The sequence below is a fragment of the Bacillus sp. LBA3-1-1.1 genome (genome assembly GCF_040676495.1).
In the GTDB taxonomy this organism is placed as follows: Bacteria; Bacillota; Bacilli; order Bacillales; family Bacillaceae_G; genus Bacillus_A; species Bacillus_A nitratireducens.
The window spans coordinates 12737-34224 of sequence record NZ_JBEGIB010000024.1 but is presented as its reverse complement, the minus strand read 5'-3'; the positions used below and the strand labels follow the sequence as shown (position 1 = coordinate 34224).

At 32.6% G+C, this 21488-nt stretch carries 20 protein-coding genes and 1 pseudogene; all 21 read left to right on the top strand.

Going from position 1 to position 21488, the window contains the following annotated elements:
• Positions 1 to 60 precede the first annotated feature (60 nt).
• The 21 genes and pseudogenes from MRBLBA3_RS18900 (at position 61) to galE (ending at position 21479) form a co-directional block, all read left to right on the top strand.
• Positions 61 to 990 (top strand): hypothetical protein, encoded by a 930-nt coding sequence (locus MRBLBA3_RS18900; RefSeq protein WP_000582033.1) that lies wholly within the window; start codon positions 61 to 63, stop codon positions 988 to 990.
• Positions 990 to 1289 (top strand): lasso peptide biosynthesis PqqD family chaperone, encoded by a 300-nt coding sequence (locus tag MRBLBA3_RS18895; RefSeq protein WP_088008388.1) that lies wholly within the window; start codon positions 990 to 992, stop codon positions 1287 to 1289. Before MRBLBA3_RS18900 ends, MRBLBA3_RS18895 begins: the two co-directional genes overlap by 1 nt.
• A 45-nt stretch (positions 1290 to 1334) precedes the next feature.
• Positions 1335 to 1787: a lasso peptide biosynthesis B2 protein gene (locus MRBLBA3_RS18890; RefSeq protein ID WP_088008390.1), complete on the top strand. Its 453-nt coding sequence runs from the start codon at positions 1335 to 1337 to the stop codon at positions 1785 to 1787.
• Positions 1788 to 1809: 22 nt separating this feature from the next.
• A complete protein-coding gene (locus MRBLBA3_RS18885) occupies positions 1810 to 2997 on the top strand; it encodes a nucleotidyltransferase domain-containing protein (protein ID WP_088008392.1) in 1188 nt (395 codons plus the stop codon).
• A gap of 2 nt (positions 2998 to 2999) precedes the next feature.
• Complete coding sequence (locus MRBLBA3_RS18880; RefSeq protein WP_088008394.1) at positions 3000 to 4802, top strand: ABC transporter ATP-binding protein; 1803 nt, start codon at positions 3000 to 3002, stop codon at positions 4800 to 4802.
• A 1195-nt stretch (positions 4803 to 5997) separates the two neighbouring features.
• Positions 5998 to 6432, top strand: coding sequence for a 3-hydroxyacyl-ACP dehydratase FabZ (gene fabZ, locus MRBLBA3_RS18875; protein ID WP_002184592.1), 435 nt, complete (start codon positions 5998 to 6000; stop codon positions 6430 to 6432).
• 603 nt (positions 6433 to 7035) lie between these two features.
• Positions 7036 to 7776, top strand: coding sequence for a YveK family protein (locus MRBLBA3_RS18870; protein WP_088008397.1), 741 nt, complete (start codon positions 7036 to 7038; stop codon positions 7774 to 7776).
• A complete protein-coding gene (locus tag MRBLBA3_RS18865; RefSeq protein ID WP_016130925.1) occupies positions 7766 to 8455 on the top strand; it encodes a CpsD/CapB family tyrosine-protein kinase in 690 nt (229 codons plus the stop codon). The genes MRBLBA3_RS18870 and MRBLBA3_RS18865 overlap by 11 nt, the downstream gene beginning before the upstream one ends.
• 83 nt (positions 8456 to 8538) lie before the next feature.
• Positions 8539 to 9306 carry a tyrosine-protein phosphatase gene (locus tag MRBLBA3_RS18860; RefSeq protein ID WP_088008400.1) on the top strand — a complete coding sequence of 256 codons (768 nt, stop codon included), beginning with the start codon at positions 8539 to 8541 and terminating at the stop codon, positions 9304 to 9306.
• Between the two features lie 243 nt (positions 9307 to 9549).
• Positions 9550 to 10431, top strand: coding sequence for a UTP--glucose-1-phosphate uridylyltransferase GalU (gene galU, locus MRBLBA3_RS18855; RefSeq protein WP_088008402.1), 882 nt, complete (start codon positions 9550 to 9552; stop codon positions 10429 to 10431).
• A gap of 17 nt (positions 10432 to 10448) precedes the next feature.
• Complete coding sequence (locus tag MRBLBA3_RS18850; protein WP_088008404.1) at positions 10449 to 11129, top strand: sugar transferase; 681 nt, start codon at positions 10449 to 10451, stop codon at positions 11127 to 11129.
• A gap of 25 nt (positions 11130 to 11154) precedes the next feature.
• Complete coding sequence (locus MRBLBA3_RS18845; RefSeq protein WP_088008406.1) at positions 11155 to 12483, top strand: UDP-glucose dehydrogenase family protein; 1329 nt, start codon at positions 11155 to 11157, stop codon at positions 12481 to 12483.
• 92 nt (positions 12484 to 12575) lie between these two features.
• Positions 12576 to 13697 (top strand): glycosyltransferase family 4 protein, encoded by a 1122-nt coding sequence (locus MRBLBA3_RS18840; RefSeq protein WP_088008408.1) that lies wholly within the window; start codon positions 12576 to 12578, stop codon positions 13695 to 13697.
• A gap of 44 nt (positions 13698 to 13741) precedes the next feature.
• Positions 13742 to 15169 carry a lipopolysaccharide biosynthesis protein gene (locus MRBLBA3_RS18835; protein WP_142277912.1) on the top strand — a complete coding sequence of 476 codons (1428 nt, stop codon included), beginning with the start codon at positions 13742 to 13744 and terminating at the stop codon, positions 15167 to 15169.
• Positions 15170 to 15202: 33 nt separating this feature from the next.
• The gene (locus MRBLBA3_RS18830) at positions 15203 to 16513 is read left to right on the top strand and encodes an O-antigen polymerase (protein ID WP_144466368.1); all 1311 of its coding nucleotides are present in this window, start codon (positions 15203 to 15205) and stop codon (positions 16511 to 16513) included.
• Between the two features lie 286 nt (positions 16514 to 16799).
• A complete protein-coding gene (locus MRBLBA3_RS18825; protein WP_180228673.1) occupies positions 16800 to 17705 on the top strand; it encodes a glycosyltransferase family 2 protein in 906 nt (301 codons plus the stop codon).
• Positions 17706 to 17719: 14 nt separating this feature from the next.
• A complete protein-coding gene (locus MRBLBA3_RS18820; protein ID WP_098589391.1) occupies positions 17720 to 18703 on the top strand; it encodes a glycosyltransferase family 2 protein in 984 nt (327 codons plus the stop codon).
• 34 nt (positions 18704 to 18737) lie between these two features.
• Positions 18738 to 19199: a PssD/Cps14F family polysaccharide biosynthesis glycosyltransferase gene (gene pssD, locus MRBLBA3_RS18815; RefSeq protein WP_180228672.1), complete on the top strand. Its 462-nt coding sequence runs from the start codon at positions 18738 to 18740 to the stop codon at positions 19197 to 19199.
• Positions 19196 to 19672, top strand: a complete 477-nt coding sequence (pssE, locus tag MRBLBA3_RS18810; RefSeq protein WP_363382958.1) for a PssE/Cps14G family polysaccharide biosynthesis glycosyltransferase — start codon at positions 19196 to 19198, stop codon at positions 19670 to 19672. The genes pssD and pssE overlap by 4 nt, the downstream gene beginning before the upstream one ends.
• Positions 19673 to 19997: 325 nt before the next feature.
• Positions 19998 to 20393, top strand: a pseudogene (locus MRBLBA3_RS18800) (SGNH/GDSL hydrolase family protein); the annotation flags it as partial.
• Positions 20394 to 20486: 93 nt separating this feature from the next.
• On the top strand, positions 20487 to 21479 hold the full coding sequence (galE, locus tag MRBLBA3_RS18795) for a UDP-glucose 4-epimerase GalE (protein ID WP_088008420.1): 993 nt from the start codon (positions 20487 to 20489) through the stop codon (positions 21477 to 21479).
• The last annotated feature ends 9 nt before the right edge of the window (positions 21480 to 21488 follow it).

The window sequence follows — 21488 nt, the reverse complement described above, 5'->3', positions numbered from 1 at the left end:
GTTTAATTACGGTATAAGGGTTTTTTTTAATCAATTTTTCAACTATTTGGAGTGAGAAAGATGATACATACTGTAAAGAAAGAGATTTACAAAGCCTTCGGATTAGCCCTATTAAGTGAGATTCCCCTGCCGGAATTGCCTCAAGTAAGTAATTACGAAAATGAAGTAGACGTAAAAATAGAAACTGCAGATTTGTCCCAATTATGGGGAGAGTTATCTTCTCCGAAGTCAGTGTTTGTAGTTGAAGAAGAATTAATTATGTTTCAAATCCCCGAAACTGCTACGTTTTGTATTAAAAATGGAGAAAAAATCATTGTTTCACCTATGAAAGGGTCTGATCAAGATAAGATTCGGCTTTATATTCTTGGGACTTGTATGGGGGCATTGTTGATGCAGAGAAAAATACTCCCTCTGCATGGAAGTGTAATAGCCATCAATGGAAAGGCGTATGCTTTTGTAGGAAGATCAGGAGCTGGAAAATCAACTCTTGCATCAGCCCTTTTAAGCAAAGGCTATAAGCTTTTAAGTGATGATGTAATTGCTGTGTCTCTTTCTGAGGATAATACTCCTTTTGTTACACCATCTTACCCGCAACAAAAGTTATGGAAAGAGAGTCTTGATCAGTTTGGAATGGAGACAGCGCATTATCAGCCATTATTTGAAAGGGAAACTAAATATGCTGTCCCCGTTACAGCTAACTTTTTCGAGGAACCATTACCATTGGCAGGTGTATTCGAATTAGTGAAAGTAGAAAATGGTGATGTTGAACTTCAGCAGATTGAAGGACTGGAGAGACTACGCACATTGCTACGTCATACATATAGGAATTCATTAATCCCACGATTGGGGATGATGGAATGGCATTTTATGCATTCAACAAATATCGTCAACAAAATAGATATGTGTCAATTGAGACGTCCTATTTCAAAGTTTACGGCACATGATTTAGTATCCAAAATTCTAGAGTCTTTAAAAGAGGAGGAAAAATAATGAGTAGTAAACAAACAATTTCATTACACAGTTTTGTTGTACAAGGTCAGGAAAATGTAGTGAGCGATATGGATGGGGAGAAAGTGATGATGAGCATCCATAATGGGAAATACTATAACTTAGGAGGTATAGGTGGTGAAATTTGGAGTTTAATTAATAAATTAATATCTGTCAATCAAGTGATCGATATATTATTGTCTCGATATATGATTGAAGAGGCAGAATGTAAGGAACAAGTACTCTCTTTCTTAAATCATTTGTATGCAGAAGGGTTAATTTCGGTAGATGAAAAACTTTGATTTTTAATTGAACGTTCCAGATTTAATAGATTAGGAGTAGGATCGATGAATATCATAAATAAAGCCAAAGCTTTCTTGTCGTTCGATATGGGAACAAAATTATTACTTATAGAAGCTTTCTTTTATTTAGGCTGGGCTCGTATTCTGAAAAGTATACCGTTTTCTAAAGCTGCTCCTATAATAGGAATTCATATGGCAGAAACGTCTTTAAGCTATGATGAATCGGAAAAGATTACGTTAAGGAAAATTTCTCAAGCAGTGCATATGATGAGCCGTTATACATTTTGGGAAAGCCAGTGTCTCGTTAAAGCTATCGCTGCAATGAAAATGTTGGAGAAGCGTCAAATTGAAAGTACCCTTTACTTAGGGACCGCGAAAGATGAGACGGGAAATATGATTGCCCATGCGTGGTTACGTAGCGGGCCCTTTTATATTACTGGCGTAGAAGAAATGAAGAGATTTACCGTTGTTGGTAAATTTGCAAAAAGGATAGGGTAAAAAAATCTTGAAGGAGAATGAGATGTATACCGGTTGTAATCTTGATTTGAGTCATTTACCTAAAGAACTAAAATTGTTACTTGAAATTATAAAGAAGGAAGATAAAGAGATACAAGAAATCCCGGGAGACTGGTTCATAAATATTGATTGGAACAAATTTTTGAAACTGGCGCTGCATCATCGCATGTACGCGTTCATTTACCCAAAAATGAAATCTATTGATAAACAGTTAGTTCCATCAAATGTTGTGCAAGTATTAAGTACATATTTTAAAAGGAATACATTCCATATGCTTCATTTAAGTGGAGAAATGGGAAAAGTAAGTAAATTATTTGCTGAAAACCAACTTCAACTTCTATTTTTGAAGGGCCCTATTCTTGGCGCAGACCTATATGGAGATGTTTCCCTTCGAACATCAGGGGATCTGGATGCCCTTGTTCCTATAGATGATCTTGGAAAAGTGAACGAATTACTTGTAAAGAATGGTTATGTCAAAGAGGATGATTTTCCGACGGTTATGAATGAATGGAAGTGGAGGCGCCACCATACAACTTACACGCATCCGATAAGTAAGGTGAAATTGGAGATTCATTGGCGACTACACCCAGGACCGGGAAAGGAACCACACTTCGATGAGTTATGGGGGCGAAAGAGGACGAGTCCTGTCACAAATTATCCTGTCTATTTTTTAGGTAGAGAGGATTTGTTTATGTTTCTTGTGACTCATGGAACTAGGCATGGTTGGTCCAGGCTTCGATGGTTAACGGACATTGACCGTATGGTAAGGCAAGAAATAGATTGGGAAGAACTCACTGTTATGTTGGGGAGATATGGATGTAAACAACTGGTAGGTCAGGCGCTTATTTTATCTTCTGAGCTTTTAGATACTCTTATAATAGCGGAAGAGGCAAAAGTATTAATGTCAGGGAGAAAGGTAACGCAATTAGCGCAGCTTGCTATATATTACTTGGAAAATATGATTAACTTGCATACAGATCCTGTCCCGGAAGAAGTTTCAAAATATCATGAGCGATATTTATATTTGTTAAAGACAAGCTCTCAAAAGCTACTGTTTCATCTTAGTTGGTTGTATCCTTATCCTCAGGATGTGGAAACTTTACCACTGCCAAAACAACTGCATGTTTTATATTTCCCTTTGCGGCCGTTTTTATGGATTTGGAGGGAAATGAGGTACCGTAAGGAGAAGTGAAAATGAGAAATATTTTATATTTTACAAAGCGGTTATACTCTTTTACTGGAAACATTCTCATTGTTAATCTCATGGGAATGGTATTGGTCAGTCTCGTAGAAGGAATCGGCATTTTATTATTAATTCCTATGATAAGTATTAGCGGTATTGCGAAGATGAATGAACAGACAAGTCCTCTTTCAGGGGTTCTTGGATTCCTAGGTGAGATTCCAACTACTTTAGGATTACCACTTGTATTAGGAATATATATTATATTGGTCGTGGGACAAGCGCTTTTGCAAAGGAATATAACAGTTCGTAATGCGAAAATCCAGATACGTTTTATTAATCATTTGAGATTGGAAACTTATCGTGGATTGTTGCAGGCCAACTGGAGTTTCTTTGTGAAAAAGAGAAAATCAGATCTTATCAATTCTTTGACAACGGAATTAGGGCGTGTTAGCGCAGGCACTAATTTATTTTTACAGTTGCTCACTTCTTTAATGTTTACATTTATACAGATTGGTTTCGCTTTTTGGTTAGCGGCAGATATAACAATTTTTGTACTATGTTGCGCTGTGGTACTTGCCTTTCTTTCACGAAGATTTATTAAAAAATCAAAAAGATTAGGTGGTCGAACCTCAGAGAATTCAAAAGCGTATCTTGCAGGTATAACTGATCATTTTAATGGAATTAAGGATATTAAGAGCAATACACTAGAACGATCTCGTTATATGTGGTTACGTAATTGGGTAGAAGATGTGGAACGTGAACAGTTTGCATATATTAAGGTGAGAAATAATTCTCAACTCTTTTATAAAATTGCATCAGCTGTTTTCATTGCTATTCTTATCTTTCTATCTGTTAAGCTGTTTCAGACGAAAACGGAGCAATTATTATTAATTATTCTTATATTTTCTCGTTTGTGGCCACGATTTGCAGGTATACAATCAAACATGGAACAAATTGCAGCGAATCTTCCCGCTTTTAAAGATTTGCTGCAATTACAGGAAGAGTGTAAGAAAAGTATAGAATTGCAAGATATAGAGCAGGATTATGATTGTATAAATCCTATGCAGATAGAACAATCTATTGAGTGTCAAAATATCTCTTTCCGCTACAATAAAGAAAATGCTGTGTACTCACTTAAAGATATTAATTTGCATATTCCTGTAAATCGTATGACAGCTATCTCAGGGCGTTCCGGTGCTGGAAAGAGTACATTAATTGATATCATAATGGGACTTATGCAGCCGGAGAGCGGGCAGTTATTAATAGATAACAAACCGTTGACAAGTAAGGACCTATTATCATTGAGGAAATCTATTAGCTATGTTCCTCAAGATCCATTTCTATTCAATGCCAGTATAAGGGATAATTTGAGAATGGTTGAACCAAATGCAAGTGAGGAGCAGCTTTGGGAAGCTTTGGAATTTTCTGCTTCCGCTGAGTTTGTTAGCAGGCTCTCGCAAGGATTGGATACACTGATTGGCGATAGGGGAGTCAAACTTTCAGGGGGAGAACGACAACGTCTTGTTCTGGCTAGAGCAATACTTCGAAAGCCTTCTATTTTAGTATTAGATGAGGCAACAAGTGCATTAGATGCTGAAAATGAAGCGAAAATACAAGAAGCATTGGAAAGATTGAAAGGAAGCATGACAATTATTGTCATTGCACATAGACTATCTACTATACGTAAAGCTGACCAAGTAATTGTAATGGATCAAGGACAAATTATTCAACACGGTAGTTTCGCACAACTGGCAAAAGATGAAAGTGGTTTATTTAGTAGTCTACTTGGACAACAGGCTAAGGTAAACATTTAAATATGACTAGTCACAATTATTTTTTATAAATTTAAGGAATACACTGCCTTTATTTCTTTCGGGCCGGTAACACAATTTGATTATTTATGGTTCGGGGGATAATTGGTATTTTTGTACTGGTCTTTTTATGGAAATATGAGCTTAATTCAATTGTGTGACCAGTAAAAAAATTAGAAATACTTTTTGTGGTTTATTAATATATCGTCTATATGCATGTATAAATATTCGTGTTATAATTCAACATAGAACCTGATTTTATTTATACCATATAACAAAAAGCAGCGAGACCCCTTGTCTTTAGGACTAGAGGTCTCGCTGCTTTTTGTATATAAAGGTTTATTAGTGTAGTTGTGATAATATATTTTGAACCACCTTGTAGACATTTTTATGGTCAGTGATTAATGAGAGGTAGTACCTAATGAATTGTTGGTATTTTGAATTGCTACTAATTTTAAATAAGTAATTAAGAAGGGAAACGATTTGAGGAGATGAAAGAGAGATAGTGAAGAATATTATATAAGTATTTCTATTTATTTCATTTGAGTTTTTCTCTCAAATACTCCGGAATGCCTTATTTAATAGATAAACAAGGAACAGCAACAATTTCTTATTAGTTATACTTTATTCTTATGTATTGTTAAAAAGATTTAAAAGAATTCATATGTAATATTGGATATTTCTGTAAAATATAAATGTATCTTTTGTGATGATATTTTATAGGGTTTTTATTAAAGGCTAATCCACGAAGATTTATTTTTTTATAAAGCATAGTGTTCTGGATTACGAATCTTAATTTCTAGATATGCTATTTAAGATAATATAAGAAAAATGAAGAAATTTGTAGAAATTTGTAGAAAATTAAGGGGATAATGGTAAAAAGGAGTAAATATTAAATTTTTCTTTCTTATTTTTGTCCTTTATAATGAGCTATGAATACGACATACGAGGAAAATAATGTATATTTCCTCTCCCTAACTTTGATATACACCTTTTTCCAACCTCCGTGTTAATTGCTATTATTTTGTTATGCCGATTAGCGAAGGGAAAAGGGTGTATCTTTTTTGTATGAATAGTCCTAATAGATATTTTGGGTAGAAAGCATTTCTTGTTTTTCGTGACAAAAACAATGGAGAATGGGATAATAAGGACAGTGCGTTGGTGGTATGACCAATTTGGTATATAAGGAGAGAATGATATGCTAGATATTCAACAGATTAAAGAAATTATTCCACATCGTTATCCATTTCTACTAGTCGATCAAATTTTAGAAGTAGAAGAAGGAAAGCGTGCGGTTGGGATTAAAAATGTAACGGCAAATGAGGAATACTTTAATGGACACTTTCCAGATTATCCTGTGATGCCAGGTGTTCTAATTGTAGAAGCATTAGCGCAGGTGGGTGCTGTTGCGGTACTAAAGAAGGAAGAAAATCGCGGTCGCCTTGCATTCTTTGCTGGCATTGATAACTGCCGCTTCAAACGTCAAGTTCGCCCAGGTGATCAACTTCGCCTAGAAGTCGAAATGACACGTGTCCGTGGACCGATTGGAAAAGGAAAAGCAGTAGCAACTGTAAATGGTGAAATCGCTTGTGAAGCTGAAATCACATTTGCAATTGGTGATAAGAAAGAATAAAGATTTGTTAACATAACTTTATGTTAGAAGATGAATGAAGAGAGCATAGTCATTCATCTTTTTTATTGTTATTGAAGCGAATTATGAAGAAATGGACGAAAGGTAAGAGGATTTGTCGATAGGTAAGTTCTCTTACTTTTAAACAAACGTTTGATTAAAAAATATAGGGGACTTTCGAAAAAATAGTTTATCAACTAAAGTCTGAAAAAAAGATATCGAAAGATTAAGAAAAAACAAAATAAAAATTAACAATGGTAAGATTTTTATAAACAGGATAGTATAAATACACAGATCAATCAATGGTACATTCACTAGTAATACTAATAATCCCCATATATCGACAGTATATAGCAAATGAAAACTTATACATAAAAAACTGTGTCGAAATCCGTCAAATTCGGTAGTATAATATTTGTCAACTTCTCCAACAATTTTCTCAACTATTCTTGCTATACTAATGTAAGTTATGTAATATGTTAAATAGTTATTTATCGCTAAACAACTTTAGGGCTAGATACCAGATTTTTGTTGTCAGCCTATAACCTGACAAATTATTTATTTTCAGAAGTTTTTATAACAAATTATTGGAAGCTGGAGGAAGGCATGGAAGAAACAATAAGTTTGAAAGAGTTATTTGCTATTTTAAGAAAACGATTAGTTATGATCCTTGTAATTACGATTGGTGCAGCACTTGTAAGCGCGATCGTAAGTTTTTACTTTATAACGCCGATTTATCAGACTTCGACGCAAATTCTTGTTAACCAAAAGAAACAAGATGAGAAAATCATTCAGTATAACGAAGTGCAAACCAATGTGCAATTAACTAATACATATAAGATCATTGTAAAAAGCCCTGTAATTTTAGATAAGGTGAAGAGTGAATTAAAGTTAGGCATGTCTACTCAAGAGTTAAATGGAAAAATTAATGTAGAAAATGAGAAAGATTCACAAGTAATAGCTGTTACAGTTCAAGATAAAGATGTAAAACTAGCTCGTGATATCGCAAATACAACAGCGGAAATATTCAAAAGTGAAATTGCAAAAATTATGAGTATTGATAACGTAACGATCTTATCAAAAGCAGAAGTAGCAGAAGGTCAGTCACCAATCAAACCAAATAAAAAGTTAAATATAGCAATTGCATTTGTTGTTGGATTAATGGCTTCCGTTGGAATTGCATTCTTACTAGAGTACTTAGATAACACGATGAAAAAAGAAGAAGATATTGAAAAACTACTGGGTGTACCAGTTCTTGGCGTCGTTTCTCATATGGAGGAAGATGGCACAAAGAGCGATAGTTTATCAGCAACGAAGAGAGTAGGGGGTCATACAATTGGTTCTTAAGAAAAAAATATTACGTGCTCGCCGTCAGCTGATTGCATATGAACAACCAAAATCATCTGTGTCAGAGCAATACCGAAATATACGAACAAATATTGAATTTGCATCTGTTGATAAGAAGATTCGTTCTCTTATCGTAACATCTGCGAATCAAAGTGAAGGAAAGACAACAACGGCTGCTAATATTGCAATTGTTTTCGCACAACAAGGTAAGAAAGTATTACTTATCGATGCAGACTTACGTAGACCAGCATTACATCAAATGATGCAAGTGGATAATATATTTGGCTTAACAAACGTATTAACACGTAGTAAAACACTAGAAACATGTGTGACACAAACGAAAATCGGTAATTTAACATTTTTACCATGTGGTCCAATCCCACCAAATCCAGCGGAATTACTGGGTGCAAGCTCGATGAAAGATTTACTTTCAGAAGCTTATGGCACGTATGACCTTGTCATTTTTGACACATCACCAATCTTACCAGTTACAGATGCACAAATTATGGCAAATCAATGTGATGCTTCTGTACTTGTTATTCGAAGTGGTGCAACAGAAAAAGAGGCGGCACTTAAAGCAAAACAATCATTAGATAGCGCAAAAGGTACATTACTTGGCGTTGTCTTAAACGATAAAGAACAAAATGGATCCGAATATTACTATTACGGTTCTAACTAAATGCAAAAGAAGGAAAGGTGAACATTCATCTTTTCTTCTTATATTCAGTATGTGAAGAATATGTGGAGAGGGGATGAAATAGAATGATTGATTTACATTGTCATATCTTGCCTAATGTCGATGATGGAGCACAATCAATCGAAGACAGCATTGCAATGGCAAAGGCAGCATGCGAAGAAGGAATTCATACAATCGTTGCTACTCCTCATCACCAAAATGGGGTTTATATAAATCTAGCAGAAAGCATTCTTCATCAGGTAAAGCAGTTAAATGGAAGATTAAAAGAAGAGGCTATCAATTTAACCATTTTACCTGGTCAAGAAATCAGGTTGTACGGAGAGTTACTAGAAGACTATGATTCGGGTCGTATTGTTACATTGAATCGTATGGATAAATATATATTAATTGAATTTCCAACAAACCATGTCCCGCGCTATGCAGAAAAAATGTTATATGAATTACGTGTGAAAGGGATCACGCCGGTTATTGTTCATCCAGAACGGAATATGGAAATTATTGAACGCCCCGATGTGTTGTATAAGCTCGTCAATCAAGGGGCACTAACACAAATTACCGCAGGAAGCGTCACAGGGAAGTTCGGAAAGAAAATCAAGAAGTTTTCATTGCAACTTATTGAGCATCATTTAACACATGTCATATCATCAGATGCTCATAACACAACAACGCGCTCCTTTCACTTGCAAGCTGCGTATGAAACAGTAGAGAAAACATTTGGGAGTTCTACATTGTACTACTTCAAGGAAAATACATATGAACTAATAAGTGGGAAAATGATTTATCGAGAAGAGCCCGAGAAAATAAGACGGAAAAAAATATTCGGTCTCTTTTAAAGAGAAAACCACTTGGTGATGCCTCCTAACCAATATCAATGGAGACACTCGGCTATGCTGTGGGTAGAGTAAATTTCTACCTTAGACGCGTTTGTTGTCAAAAGCATGATGTGAGGTAGGGTTAGATGCCCATAATTTATTTATGATAGAAACTCTACCTATGGAGTTATAAATATGACTCTATAGGTAGGGTTTTTGTTATAGCTACATATGGAAAAAATAATACTCTTGGGGGTAATAAGTTTGAAGAAAGTAAGAAAAGCTATTATTCCAGCTGCTGGACTGGGGACAAGATTTTTACCAGCGACGAAGGCAATGCCAAAAGAAATGTTACCCATCGTTGATAAACCGACTATTCAGTACATAGTAGAAGAAGCGATAGAATCAGGAATCGAAGACATTATTATTGTAACTGGAAAAGGAAAACGTGCAATCGAAGATCATTTTGACCATTCTTTTGAATTAGAACAAAGCCTTTTAGAAAAAGGAAAGTATGAAATGCTTGAAAAAGTACAAGCATCTTCAAAAATTAATATTCATTACATAAGACAAAAAGAACCAAAAGGATTAGGTCACGCAGTATGGTGTGCACGTAAATTCATCGGTAATGAGCCATTTGCAGTATTACTTGGTGATGATATCGTACAAGCTGATATGCCATGTTTACGTCAGTTGATGAATGAGTACGAGGCAACACATTCGTCTGTAATTGGTGTACAAACAGTACCAGAAAATGAGACGCATCGTTATGGAATTATTGATCCAATCACGCAAAGTGGTCGTCAATATCAAGTACGTCAATTTGTAGAAAAACCAGCGCCAGGAACAGCGCCATCTAACTTAGCAATTATGGGTCGTTACGTATTAACACCAGAAATCTTTATGTTCCTTGAAGATCAACAAACAGGCGCTGGTGGGGAAGTTCAATTAACAGATGCGATTCAGCGTTTAAATGAAATTCAGCGCGTGTTTGCATATGACTTTGAAGGTACACGTTATGATGTTGGTGAGAAATTTGGATTTATTAAGACGACAATTGAAATGGCACTTCAGCATGAAGAATTGAAAGATGAATTAATGCAGTATATGAACGAACTTGTAAAAAAAGAAAATGTACACGTATAAAGTGAGGTGGAAGGGCATTGGCCTTAACTAAAGTATCAAGTGGAACTGTAAAAAAACAACGATTGCTTGCTGCTGAAGAGGTAAATCAAAACGGGTTATATTTATTTACGAAACGTTTTATGGATATATTTGGTTCACTGTGCGGTCTTATTTTGTTATCTCCTGTTTTTTTTATTGTGGCAGTACTTATTAAGTTAGAAGATCCGAAAGGTCCTATTTTTTTTAAGCAAATTCGTATTGGAAAGAATGAAAAAGAGTTTGGAATGTATAAATTTCGCTCAATGGTAACAGATGCAGAAGATCGATTAAGAGATTTATTAGAACACAATGAGGTATCTGGTGCAATGTTTAAAATGAAAGATGATCCTCGTGTGACGAAGATTGGTAAGTTTATTCGTAAAACGAGTATTGATGAATTACCACAATTATTAAATGTGATAAAAGGTGATATGAGTTTAGTTGGTCCTAGACCACCATTGCTAAGAGAGGTAGAAAAATATACTTCTTATGACAAACAGAGATTATTGGTAATTCCTGGGTGTACCGGACTTTGGCAAGTTACAGAAAGAAATAGCGTTGGTTTTAAAGAGATGGTGGAGTTAGATTTAGAATATATAAATAAAAGAGGATTAATTTATGATGTAAAAATTATTCTTAAAACAATTCTAGTTATGGTTAAATCTAATGGTGCATCTTAATAAGTTTACAAGGGAGATTAAAAATATGAAAATATTAGTCGTTGGTACAGGATATGTAGGGTTAGTAACGGGAGTATCGCTTGCTGAAATTGGGCACAGCGTTACGTGTCTAGATATAGATAAAAGTAAGGTGGAAAAGTTACGCCAGGGATTTTCACCGATTTATGAACCAGGTATTGAAGAGTTATTGAAAAAAAATATGGAAAGTGGAACGCTGTCTTTTGAAGCCGCAGGAGAATCGGCGTATAGTGGAGCTGATGTGATATATATTGCTGTTGGTACACCCGAGTTGGAGGATGGGTCTGCTAATTTGAATTATATTTATCAAGTATGTGAAGATATCGCTACTTCTATTAATAAAGATGTCACAGTGGTTGTTAAAAGTACTGTTCCAGTTGGAACAAATCATAAAGTTAAGACCTATATTGAAAAATGTTTGAATGGGAAAGATTTTAAGGTGGAAGTAGTATCGAACCCAGAATTTTTACGCGAGGGCTCAGCAATTTATGATGTTTTTCACGGTGATCGAATCGTAATTGGTGCAGATAATAAAGCAGCTGGGGATATCATAGAAGTTGTTAATAAACCATTTGGATTACCAATTTATCGTACAAATATATGTAGTGCTGAAATGATTAAATATGCTTCAAATGCATTTCTTGCTACAAAAATTTCATTTATAAATGAAATTTCCAATATATGCGAGAAAGTTAATGCTAATATAGAAGAAGTGGCATTAGGTATGGGCATGGATAGTCGTGTGGGTAATCAATTTTTAAGAGCAGGAATTGGATATGGTGGCTCATGTTTTCCAAAAGATACTAAGGCATTAAAGAAAATTGCGGATAATGTAGATTATGAATTTAATTTGCTTAGCGCAGTCATTGAATTCAATAATCGTCAACAACGAAAATTATTAGAGCAGGCGGTTAATGACCTTGGATCGCTTGGCAATAAAAATATTGGAATTTTAGGCTTATCTTTCAAGCCAAATACAGATGATATTCGTGAATCGCCGGCTCTAGTTATTATTCCAGAATTAATTAGAATGGGAGCTAATATAAAAGCATTTGATCCAGTAGCTATGGATAATGCGAAAAAAGTGTTACCAAATGATGTGGTATACTGTGAAGGGACAGATACGACAATTGAGGATACTGATTTAGTATTTATTTTAACCGAGTGGGATGAATTCAAACAATATCCGTTAAATAAATTTGCTGAAAAAATGAAAACTCCTAATTTATATGATGGAAGAAATTGTTTTAGTCTAGAGAGTGTCAAGAACGCTAAGCTGAACTATATTTCAATGGGAAGAGAATCTATTTTAATAGATTCGCTTGTTAAAAATTAAAAGAAATAAGGTGTAGATTTACTGCACCTTATTTCTTTTAATTATAAGATAATAAATGGTAGATTCAAATAACTTGAAAGTAGAGGTTAAGGATGGAATTTCTTATTTTAACGCATCAATATCCTAAAGAAAATAATTTATATCGAAATGGTTTTGTCCATCAGCGAGTTAAAGCTTATATGGAATGTGGGCATAATCCAGTAGTATGGGTTATGCATGAAAAAGAAACAAAGGAAGTTTATTTTTTTGATGATGTTAGGGTTATTGAGGGGAATCAAGAAGAATTTAATAAATATATTAAAGAAACAAAGGTAGACAGGATTCTGGTTCACTTTCTGTTAGAAAATATGGTTGGTTCTTTGTTGGAAATAGATACCCGTATCCCTGTTATAGTTTGGGTCCATGGATTTGAAGCCTTAAGGTGGTATCATAGACTTTTTAATCCTTTGAGTGTAGATGCTTGGAGGGGGCTGAAAATCAAAAAAAATTATAAGCAATTACAGGCGTTCAAGTATTTTAATGAAAAAAATAAGCTAGAGAACCTTTGCTATATTTTCGTATCTAATTGGATGAAAGAGATTGCTGAAAAAGATGTGAAAACAAAATTCGGAAAAAATTGCATTATTCCTAACTATATTAATACAGATTTATTTGAATATGAAGAAAAAGAAGTAGAAAAACGAAAAAAAATATTATTAATTCGTCCTTTTCATAATAAAAAATATGCAAACGATATTGCGGTTAAAGCGATTTTGGAATTAAGTAAAAGAAGTTTCTTTGAAGATTTTGAAATTGAAATCTATGGGAGTGGGGCATATTTTGATAAAGAGACAAGGGATTTAACTAGTTTTTCAAATGTGAAAATTCACAATGAATTTTTAACACAAGAGGAAATATCAAGTATCCATAAGAGATTTGGTATATTTTTATGTCCTACTAGACAAGATGCACAGGGGGTTTCTATGTGCGAGGCTATGTCCAGTGGATTAATACCTATTACTACAAATAATACGGCAATTCCAGAGTTCGTGACAAATTTGGATACAGGATTTTTAACTGAGAATCCAAGCCAAATAGCTGAAGCGATTTTATATTTATATGATCGGCCCGAGGTTTTTAAAGAAATGTCTAAAAAAACATCTATTAGTATAAATGAAAAATGTAATTATGAGGCAACAATTAAAAAAGAATTAGATAAGATTGTTTACTTATAAAAAATTGTATTAATAAGTAAACAATAAAGATTGAGGCGAAAGTATTGAGTAAAAAGAATAATCTCTTTAAGAAGTTTATGGAATACGCTTTAGGGAGTGGGATAGTATTAGTATTGGGTTTTATCTCATCACCTTTAAATACACGTTTGTTTACACCGGAAGAGTTCGGTAAATTTTCCATGTTTTTATTGATAGCCAATATTATCAATGCGATTATTTTGTTTGGATTAGATCAATCATTTGTTAGGTATTTTCATGAAGAAGAAGCTCAAAATAGGGGAAGACTACTATATAGCAATCTAAAGGTGCCATTGTTAGCGTGTTTTTTTGTGTGTATTGCAACAGTCCTATTTTACAAACAAATGTTTTATAAAATATTTGGAACATACAGTTTGCAACTTTTAATATTGCTAATTCTAAATAATTTTTTTATGTTACTCAATAGATTTTCACTATTGGTCATCCGTATGCAACAAAAAGGAAAATTATATTCAACGTTACAAGTAGTTCAAAAATTATCTAATATTCTATTGATCATTTTATTCTGTTTACCACTTAATAGTAATTTTATTGTATTGGTATACGCATTCGTAATTTCTAATATGTTGGTAACACTAATAGCAATTTATGTAGAAAGAGAAGTGTGGATATTTCCAAAGAATGAAAGTGAATTAAAAACTAAGAGTTCTGAGCTTATTAAGTTTGGGGTGCCTTTAGTATTTACTTTCTTAATTACTTGGTTATTCCAATCAATTGACCGGATTTTTATACAATACTTTAATGATTATAATGAGTTAGGTCTATATGCAGCAGCTTTTTCTATTATAGCTTTATTAAACGCTGTACAAAGTGCGTTCACGATGTTTTGGGTACCAGTAGCTTATGAAAAATATATTAAAGACAGTGAAAATATAGAGTTTTTCGAAAAGATGAACCAATTAGTTACTTATGTAATGTTTTTGGTAAGTATTATGATGATAATGTTTAAAGATTTGATAGTCCTTTTATTAGGTGAGAATTTTAGAGAAGCAAGCGTAATAATGCCATTTTTAGTGTTTATGCCGTTGATGTTTACAGTGTCAGAAACGACAGTCTTAGGAATAAGTTTTAAAAAGAAATCAAAATACCATGTAATAATAGCACTTTCAGCAGCTGTAGTTAATATAATTGGTAACTTATTACTCGTTCCAAGCTTAGGGGCAAAAGGAGCTGCTATTTCAACGGGGATAGCATATATTGTGTTCTTTTCTATAAGAACTATAATTTCAAAATCTTTATATCATGTTAATTATTCTTTAACTAAATTTTATATTATGACATTAATGTTAGTTTTATTTGCGAGTTATGCAACATTTAATGATTTTGATCATTTTTATGTTATTTTATGTGGTATTAATTTAGTGTTACTAAATTTTTTATATAAAGGGATAATCAAAGAGTACTTACCAAATAAGCTGAAATTCACAAAATAAGTATGTTAATTATTATTTTAGTAGGAGAAGAACATGGGAATTATTTTATTGTTAGTCTTAATATCCTTTTTAGTAAAAAAAAATTACAATTTAGCTTTAGGGATATATATAGTAAGTGTATTTGGGATTCCTAGGAATACTCACATAGAGAAAATGATAGGAATGGGTATAGACATTAAAGGGAATATATTTCTTGATTTTCGTTTTGTAATGATAAGCATTATGTTTATTTACATGCTATTTAGGCTTAATAAATATGTGTTGAAAATAAAAATTCCTAATTTAATTATTGTACTTTTATTTTTATGTATTTTTAGCATTGCTTTAATACAGGGAGTTCTTAATCATAACCCATTAATAAAATCTGAGCTGGTATTGTATATTCAACTTTTTATGACCATAGTTACTATTGGTCTATGGATAAATATGTTTAAAATACATATTTTAAACATATTAAGAATGTGTATATTTGGGGGGGCTCTATATAGCATTATCGCTATTTTCTTGGCTATATTTGGAAAGGGTTTTTTACCAAGTATTTATGGGGAATTTTATGGAACAATATGGGGAGATACAGGAAGGGTTACTTTTCAAAATGTTACGGCCTTATTTGTAATTAGTTTCTTCTCGATATATATTATATTTAAAACGGAAAATAAAAAAAATATGTTGTGTGCACTTGCCTTGAATAACATAGCAATTCTATTATCACAAACTAGAAGTATAATTATGCTTTATTACGGATGCCTGTTTATTATAGTATGTATTATTGTAATTAAGGTTATGTTTACTAAGCGTTTAAATTTAAAAGTGTTAGCTTCCCTATTCTTAGGAAGTGCAGTGATTTTATCTGTTAGTATCATTTGCTTTCAGAAAATAAATATAATGGAGACTTCATTCTTAGCGGATGTATCAAAAAGATTTAATGAGAGTGGTACTGAATCAATAGATTCCAGAGTATATACTAATCAATATATCATCGATTCTATGGAATCTCCTATTTTAGGTAATGGCATTGGATACCCTTTGAAATTTTTTAGTGCTAGTGGAAGTGTGGTAAGTGAAGTAAGTTGGATAGATAATTTACTTTTGTCTATATACTCTAAATTTGGAATAATAGGAGCGATAGCATTAGTAGTTTTAATGATCTATGGTTTAATAATTAATATTAAAAAGACAATGGATACTAAAGAGGTTTATTTTTTAATTGTGAGTCTAGTATATATCCCTTTTATAGTTATATGTGCTTTTTTGACTTCACAATTAATTCATTCAATTCAAGTGTCTCTCTTATATTTTATAATATTGTTAATTCCAAATATTCATTCAGAAAACGAATGGTAAATGTTAATGAATAAAGAACATGACAAACTAATGAGTTTAATTGATTGTATAATATGAGGAAAATGGTGATTATTAAAAAGAGTAGGTGGATTTAGTGTTCTGCTTAAGAATAAATAAAGGGAAAATTTCATACTCAAGTTTTAATTGTATCATAAACAAGTGACTTAAGTATTTAGAAAGAGTTAAGAGGGGCCATTTTGAAGAGTGGGTGGAAATTATGGGAAGTTTATTCACAGAGGGTTGAATAAACTTTCTTTTTTATTTTAAAGTTTAGGAGGATATATTTGTGGAAAAAAATGAGGTATTAGTTAGTATAGTTATACCAACATACAATAGAAGTGAGCTTATTAAACGTACAATTAATAGTGTATTAGCACAAACGTATACTAATTTTGAATTAATAATTGTGGATGATGCTTCTACAGATAATACAGAGGAAATAGTTAATGAGTATCATGATGATAGAATTAAGTTTATAAAATTAAATGGAAATTCTAAAGGCACAAAGCCTAGAAATGTCGGTATTAAAGAAAGTAAAGGAGAATACATTGCATTATTAGACTCAGATGATGAATGGTTACCAAATAAATTAGAGAATCAATTGAATTTTATGAGAACATTCAATGATGATAGTCTAGTGTGTTTTACAGATTTGATTCTAAAAGGTACAAAGAAAACGGTTTATTCGAATAATCGTGCTCTTTTTGAAGAAGAAGATATTTTGGAATATATATTTTTAGGAAAGAATTGGGTTCAAACTAGTACATATATGTTCTCAAGCAAGTTAGGTAAACAGACGCTATTTAATCCTACTTTAAAAAAACATCAGGATTGGGACTTTTGCCTGAGGTTAAAGAAGAATGGTGCTAAATTTGTAAATTTCCCTGAACATCTAGCTATATATTATTCTGATGATCGAGAAGGTAGAATTGGTAATAATTTAAAATATAAACAATCATTAGAATGGATTAATAGTGTTAGTAATGATATTTCTAATGAAGTAAAACATGCTTTTTTAGTTAGGGTTATGACAAAGCCATTAATATTTAATAAACAAAGAAACAAGGCATTATCAATTTATTTGGATGGGAAAAAAAATGGTGTAATCGGACTAAGTGCTCTTGGTAAAGGGATAATTAAATGTTTTATGCCTTTAAGTATATATAGAATTATAGTCAAGTTAAAAGGGTAGGTGATTAAATAAATATGAAATTAACAGAAAACGAAATCATATTATCTATAGTCGTTCCAATTTATAATGTGGAGAAGTACCTGGAAGAGTGTATAGTATCTTTATTGCAACAAAATATAGAAAATATAGAAATTCTCCTTATTGATGACGGATCTACTGATGGTAGTAAAGGTATTATGGAGAAGTATTCAAAACTTGATAAGCGAATTACTTGCATATATAAGGAAAATGAAGGACTAGGTCCTACAAGAAACCTAGGAACCCAAAAAGCACAAGGGCAATATATTATGTATCTAGATTCAGATGATTATGTTCAACCTAATTCACTAGAAAATTTAATAGAAGAAATGAAAAAATCTAATCAAAATATTATCATTTTTAATGGTGAAGGTTTTTACGATGAAAGTTATAAGATATGTAAGAAGAAGTATTTCAATGTTAATTCTAGTGTGAATAAATATACTGGTAGTTTAAAAAAATATTGTTTATTAGATCTTCAACCAGCATGTTTAAAAGTTCAGTCTAAAAGCTTTTTAGAAGATAATAATATATATTTTTCAAATGAAAATATATATGGTGAAGATGTATCATTTTGGCTTACATGTATAGGGAAAACAGATTCTATTAAATATTTGAATTTGAATATATATAGAAGGAGATATAGAGAAGGGTCAATTATGACTAATCCTGGAAGGAATGCTCGAGATAGATTAGTGACATATAAGGATTTATTATATGTTTCAGATGATAAGGTTGTTTTAAATTTTATACGTAATTATCTCTTCAAATGGTGGGGAAGAGGAATTAAAAATAAACAATATTTAGATGAATTAGAAATTATTGTTCAAGAGGAAGCGTTTAAGAAGTTTATGTATCATGAAGGTACATTGTATCATAAAATAAAATTTCATATTTGGAAAACCAAAAGCAGAGTGTTAATAGATTTATTTACGTATATTAATATTGGTTTAAGAAGAAGTATTTTATTCTTTTTATAGAGGAATTAAATTTTAAAAAATGGAGGGGCATTCTTTGCAGACAGTATGTTTTATTAGTTCCACAGGTGGGCACCTAACTCAATTAAAAAATATAATAAAGTCATTTGATTCATCAAAAATTAAGGTGATTACAGAGAAAAATGAAACTACAGTATCATTACAAAAAAATTATGATGTTTCATATTTAGCTCAACAGGAAAGGAAAAATATTTTCTTTCCTCTTATATTTTTTATTAATATTATTTTATCATTTTGGTACGTAATAAAAATAAGACCCCAGTATATTATATCTACTGGGGCAGGAGCTGTTATTCCTTTTTGTATTTTTGGGAAAATTTTTGGAGGAAAGCTAATTTTTATTGAAAGTTTTGCTAAAGTACAGACACCTACCATAACAGGAAGAATTTTATATCGTTTTGCAGATAAGTTCTATGTTCAGTGGGAAGAGCTTCTTGAGGTATATGAGGATGCAGAATTTAAGGGGAGATTATATTGATTTTTATAACAGTTGGAACACAAAAATTTCAGTTTAACAGGCTTTTAAAAGAGATAGATGAACTGTGTTCAACAGGTGTAATTAAAGAAAAGGTCATTGCTCAGGTTGGATATTCAACATATGTACCCACTCAGTTTGAAGTGCATAAATTGCTTAAACCAGAAGAGATGGATAACTACGTAGAAAATGCATCTTTGCTGATTTCTCATGGGGGAACAAGTAGTATTTTTAATGGCCTGAAAAAAAAGAAAAAAGTTATTGTAATACCTCGTTTGAAGCAATTTGATGAACATGTAGATGACCATCAAATTGAAATTTGTAATGTTTTAGATAAGAAAGGTTATGTAAGTGTAGTTTGGGATATCAAGAAATTAGGTGAGGAAATTAGCGATATCCATTCGGAAACATTTAATACGTACAGCTTTTCTGAAGGAGAATTGGTAAATGATATTATAAAATTTATTAGTAAATAAATTTTATATTATATGAAACTATGGGGATCTAATTTTAGGAAATGTTGTGTATGTAAGTTAAAGTAGTTTCTTGTTTGTTAGTTAATGGGGGTTCGCTTGGTTTTTTTACATAACAGACAACTATAGTTCCGTTTATCCTAGATTTATAAATTCATTTAAAATTTTTTTAGATGAAAGAAGGATAGTTATGAAAAGGAAAATTCTATTCTGGATTCTCGGTATTGTGGGTTTTCTTATTATCGCTGGTGGTGTTTATACATATACCATTTATTCTCCTGTTTCTAATACTTTAGATGCAGTACAAAGGCCATTAAATCGTGATAAGTCTGAAAAACGTGATCAAGAGATTGCGAAAGACAATCCAGATGTAATTTTATTTGAACCACCATTTATTACTGACAATGGAAAAACAGGGGATAGAAATTCTGTAGCGAATACATAGAAATTTGTTCAAGCACTTTCTACTAGTGCAAAAGACGCTAAGATCATGATTCAACCGCCAAACCCAGTGTATAGTGGGAAGAATTATTCGAAAGCGATTGAGGCATTAAAACAATTTGCAACGCAAAATGGTTATATATATATTGATCATTGGAGAGCATGGCCTGATGCATCAACAAAGGCAATTGTACCATACTTACAAGAGGAATTCGGTTTCCCTAGTGCAAAAGGGCACGAAGTTTGGGCGCAATATGTAACAGATTATTTTGTGGCTAAGTAATGAATGGGATACAAAAGGTATACGAGCAATCGTATACCTTTTGTAATAAGAAAGTACTTAAGAAATTATAGTATATATGCAGGAGGATAAACAATGAACTCAATTTTAATCTGCGGTGGAGCAGGCTATATCGGTTCTCAAGCTGTTAAAAAACTAGTGGATGAAGGTTTATCTGTAGTAGTAGTAGATAACTTACAAACTGGTCATGAAGATGCAATTACGGGAGGTGCGAAGTTTTATAATGCTGACCTTCGTGATAAAGCATTTTTAAGAGATGTTTTTAAACAAGAAAATATTGAGGCGGTTATGCATTTTGCAGCTGATTCTTTAGTTGGCGTTAGTATGGAGAGGCCTCTTCAATATTATAACAATAATGTGTACGGTGCTCTTTGTTTACTAGAAGTAATGGACGAGTTTAAAGTAGATAAGTTTATCTTCTCTTCTACTGCAGCTACTTATGGCGAGGTAGATGTTGATCTTATTACTGAAGAAACTATGACAAATCCAACGAACACATACGGAGAGACGAAGCTAGCAATTGAAAAAATGCTTCATTGGTATAGTCAAGCTTCTAATTTAAAATATAAGATTTTCAGATACTTTAACGTAGCTGGTGCAACTCCAAGTGGCATTATTGGTGAGGATCATCGTCCTGAGACGCATCTTATTCCTTTAGTTTTACAAGTAGCTTTAGGACAACGTGAGAAGATTATGATGTTTGGTGAAGACTATAATACACCAGATGGTACTTGTGTCCGTGATTATATTCATGTCGAAGACTTAGTAGCAGCTCATTTCCTTGGTCTTAAAGATTTACAAAACGGTGGGGAAAGTGATTTCTATAACTTAGGAAATGGCAATGGGTTTAGCGTTAAAGAAATCGTTGAAGCTGTTCGTGAAGTTACAAATCATGAAATCCCAGCAGAAGTAGCACCAAGAAGAGCGGGAGATCCAGCGCGTCTAGTTGCTTCTTCACAAAAGGCGAAAGAGAAATTAGGATGGAATCCACAGTATGTAGAGATTAAAACAATTATTGAACATGCGTGGAATTGGCATCAAAAGAAACCTTATGGCTATGAGAAGTAGTTTTTCCAA

Excerpts from the sequence above, each read along its gene's own strand:
- MRBLBA3_RS18890 (WP_088008390.1), top strand. The coding sequence starts at position 1,335 with ATGAATATCATAAATAAAGCCAAAGCTTTCTTGTCGTTCGATATGGGA.
- MRBLBA3_RS18845 (WP_088008406.1), top strand. The coding sequence starts at position 11,155 with ATGAAAATATTAGTCGTTGGTACAGGATATGTAGGGTTAGTAACGGGA.
- MRBLBA3_RS18885 (WP_088008392.1), top strand. The coding sequence starts at position 1,810 with ATGTATACCGGTTGTAATCTTGATTTGAGTCATTTACCTAAAGAACTA.
- MRBLBA3_RS18900 (WP_000582033.1), top strand. The coding sequence starts at position 61 with ATGATACATACTGTAAAGAAAGAGATTTACAAAGCCTTCGGATTAGCC.
- MRBLBA3_RS18830 (WP_144466368.1), top strand. The coding sequence starts at position 15,203 with ATGGGAATTATTTTATTGTTAGTCTTAATATCCTTTTTAGTAAAAAAA.
- MRBLBA3_RS18880 (WP_088008394.1), top strand. The coding sequence starts at position 3,000 with ATGAGAAATATTTTATATTTTACAAAGCGGTTATACTCTTTTACTGGA.
- galE (WP_088008420.1), top strand. The coding sequence starts at position 20,487 with ATGAACTCAATTTTAATCTGCGGTGGAGCAGGCTATATCGGTTCTCAA.
- fabZ (WP_002184592.1), top strand. The coding sequence starts at position 5,998 with ATGCTAGATATTCAACAGATTAAAGAAATTATTCCACATCGTTATCCA.
- MRBLBA3_RS18820 (WP_098589391.1), top strand. The coding sequence starts at position 17,720 with ATGAAATTAACAGAAAACGAAATCATATTATCTATAGTCGTTCCAATT.
- MRBLBA3_RS18870 (WP_088008397.1), top strand. The coding sequence starts at position 7,036 with ATGGAAGAAACAATAAGTTTGAAAGAGTTATTTGCTATTTTAAGAAAA.
- MRBLBA3_RS18895 (WP_088008388.1), top strand. The coding sequence starts at position 990 with ATGAGTAGTAAACAAACAATTTCATTACACAGTTTTGTTGTACAAGGT.
- MRBLBA3_RS18840 (WP_088008408.1), top strand. The coding sequence starts at position 12,576 with ATGGAATTTCTTATTTTAACGCATCAATATCCTAAAGAAAATAATTTA.
- MRBLBA3_RS18860 (WP_088008400.1), top strand. The coding sequence starts at position 8,539 with ATGATTGATTTACATTGTCATATCTTGCCTAATGTCGATGATGGAGCA.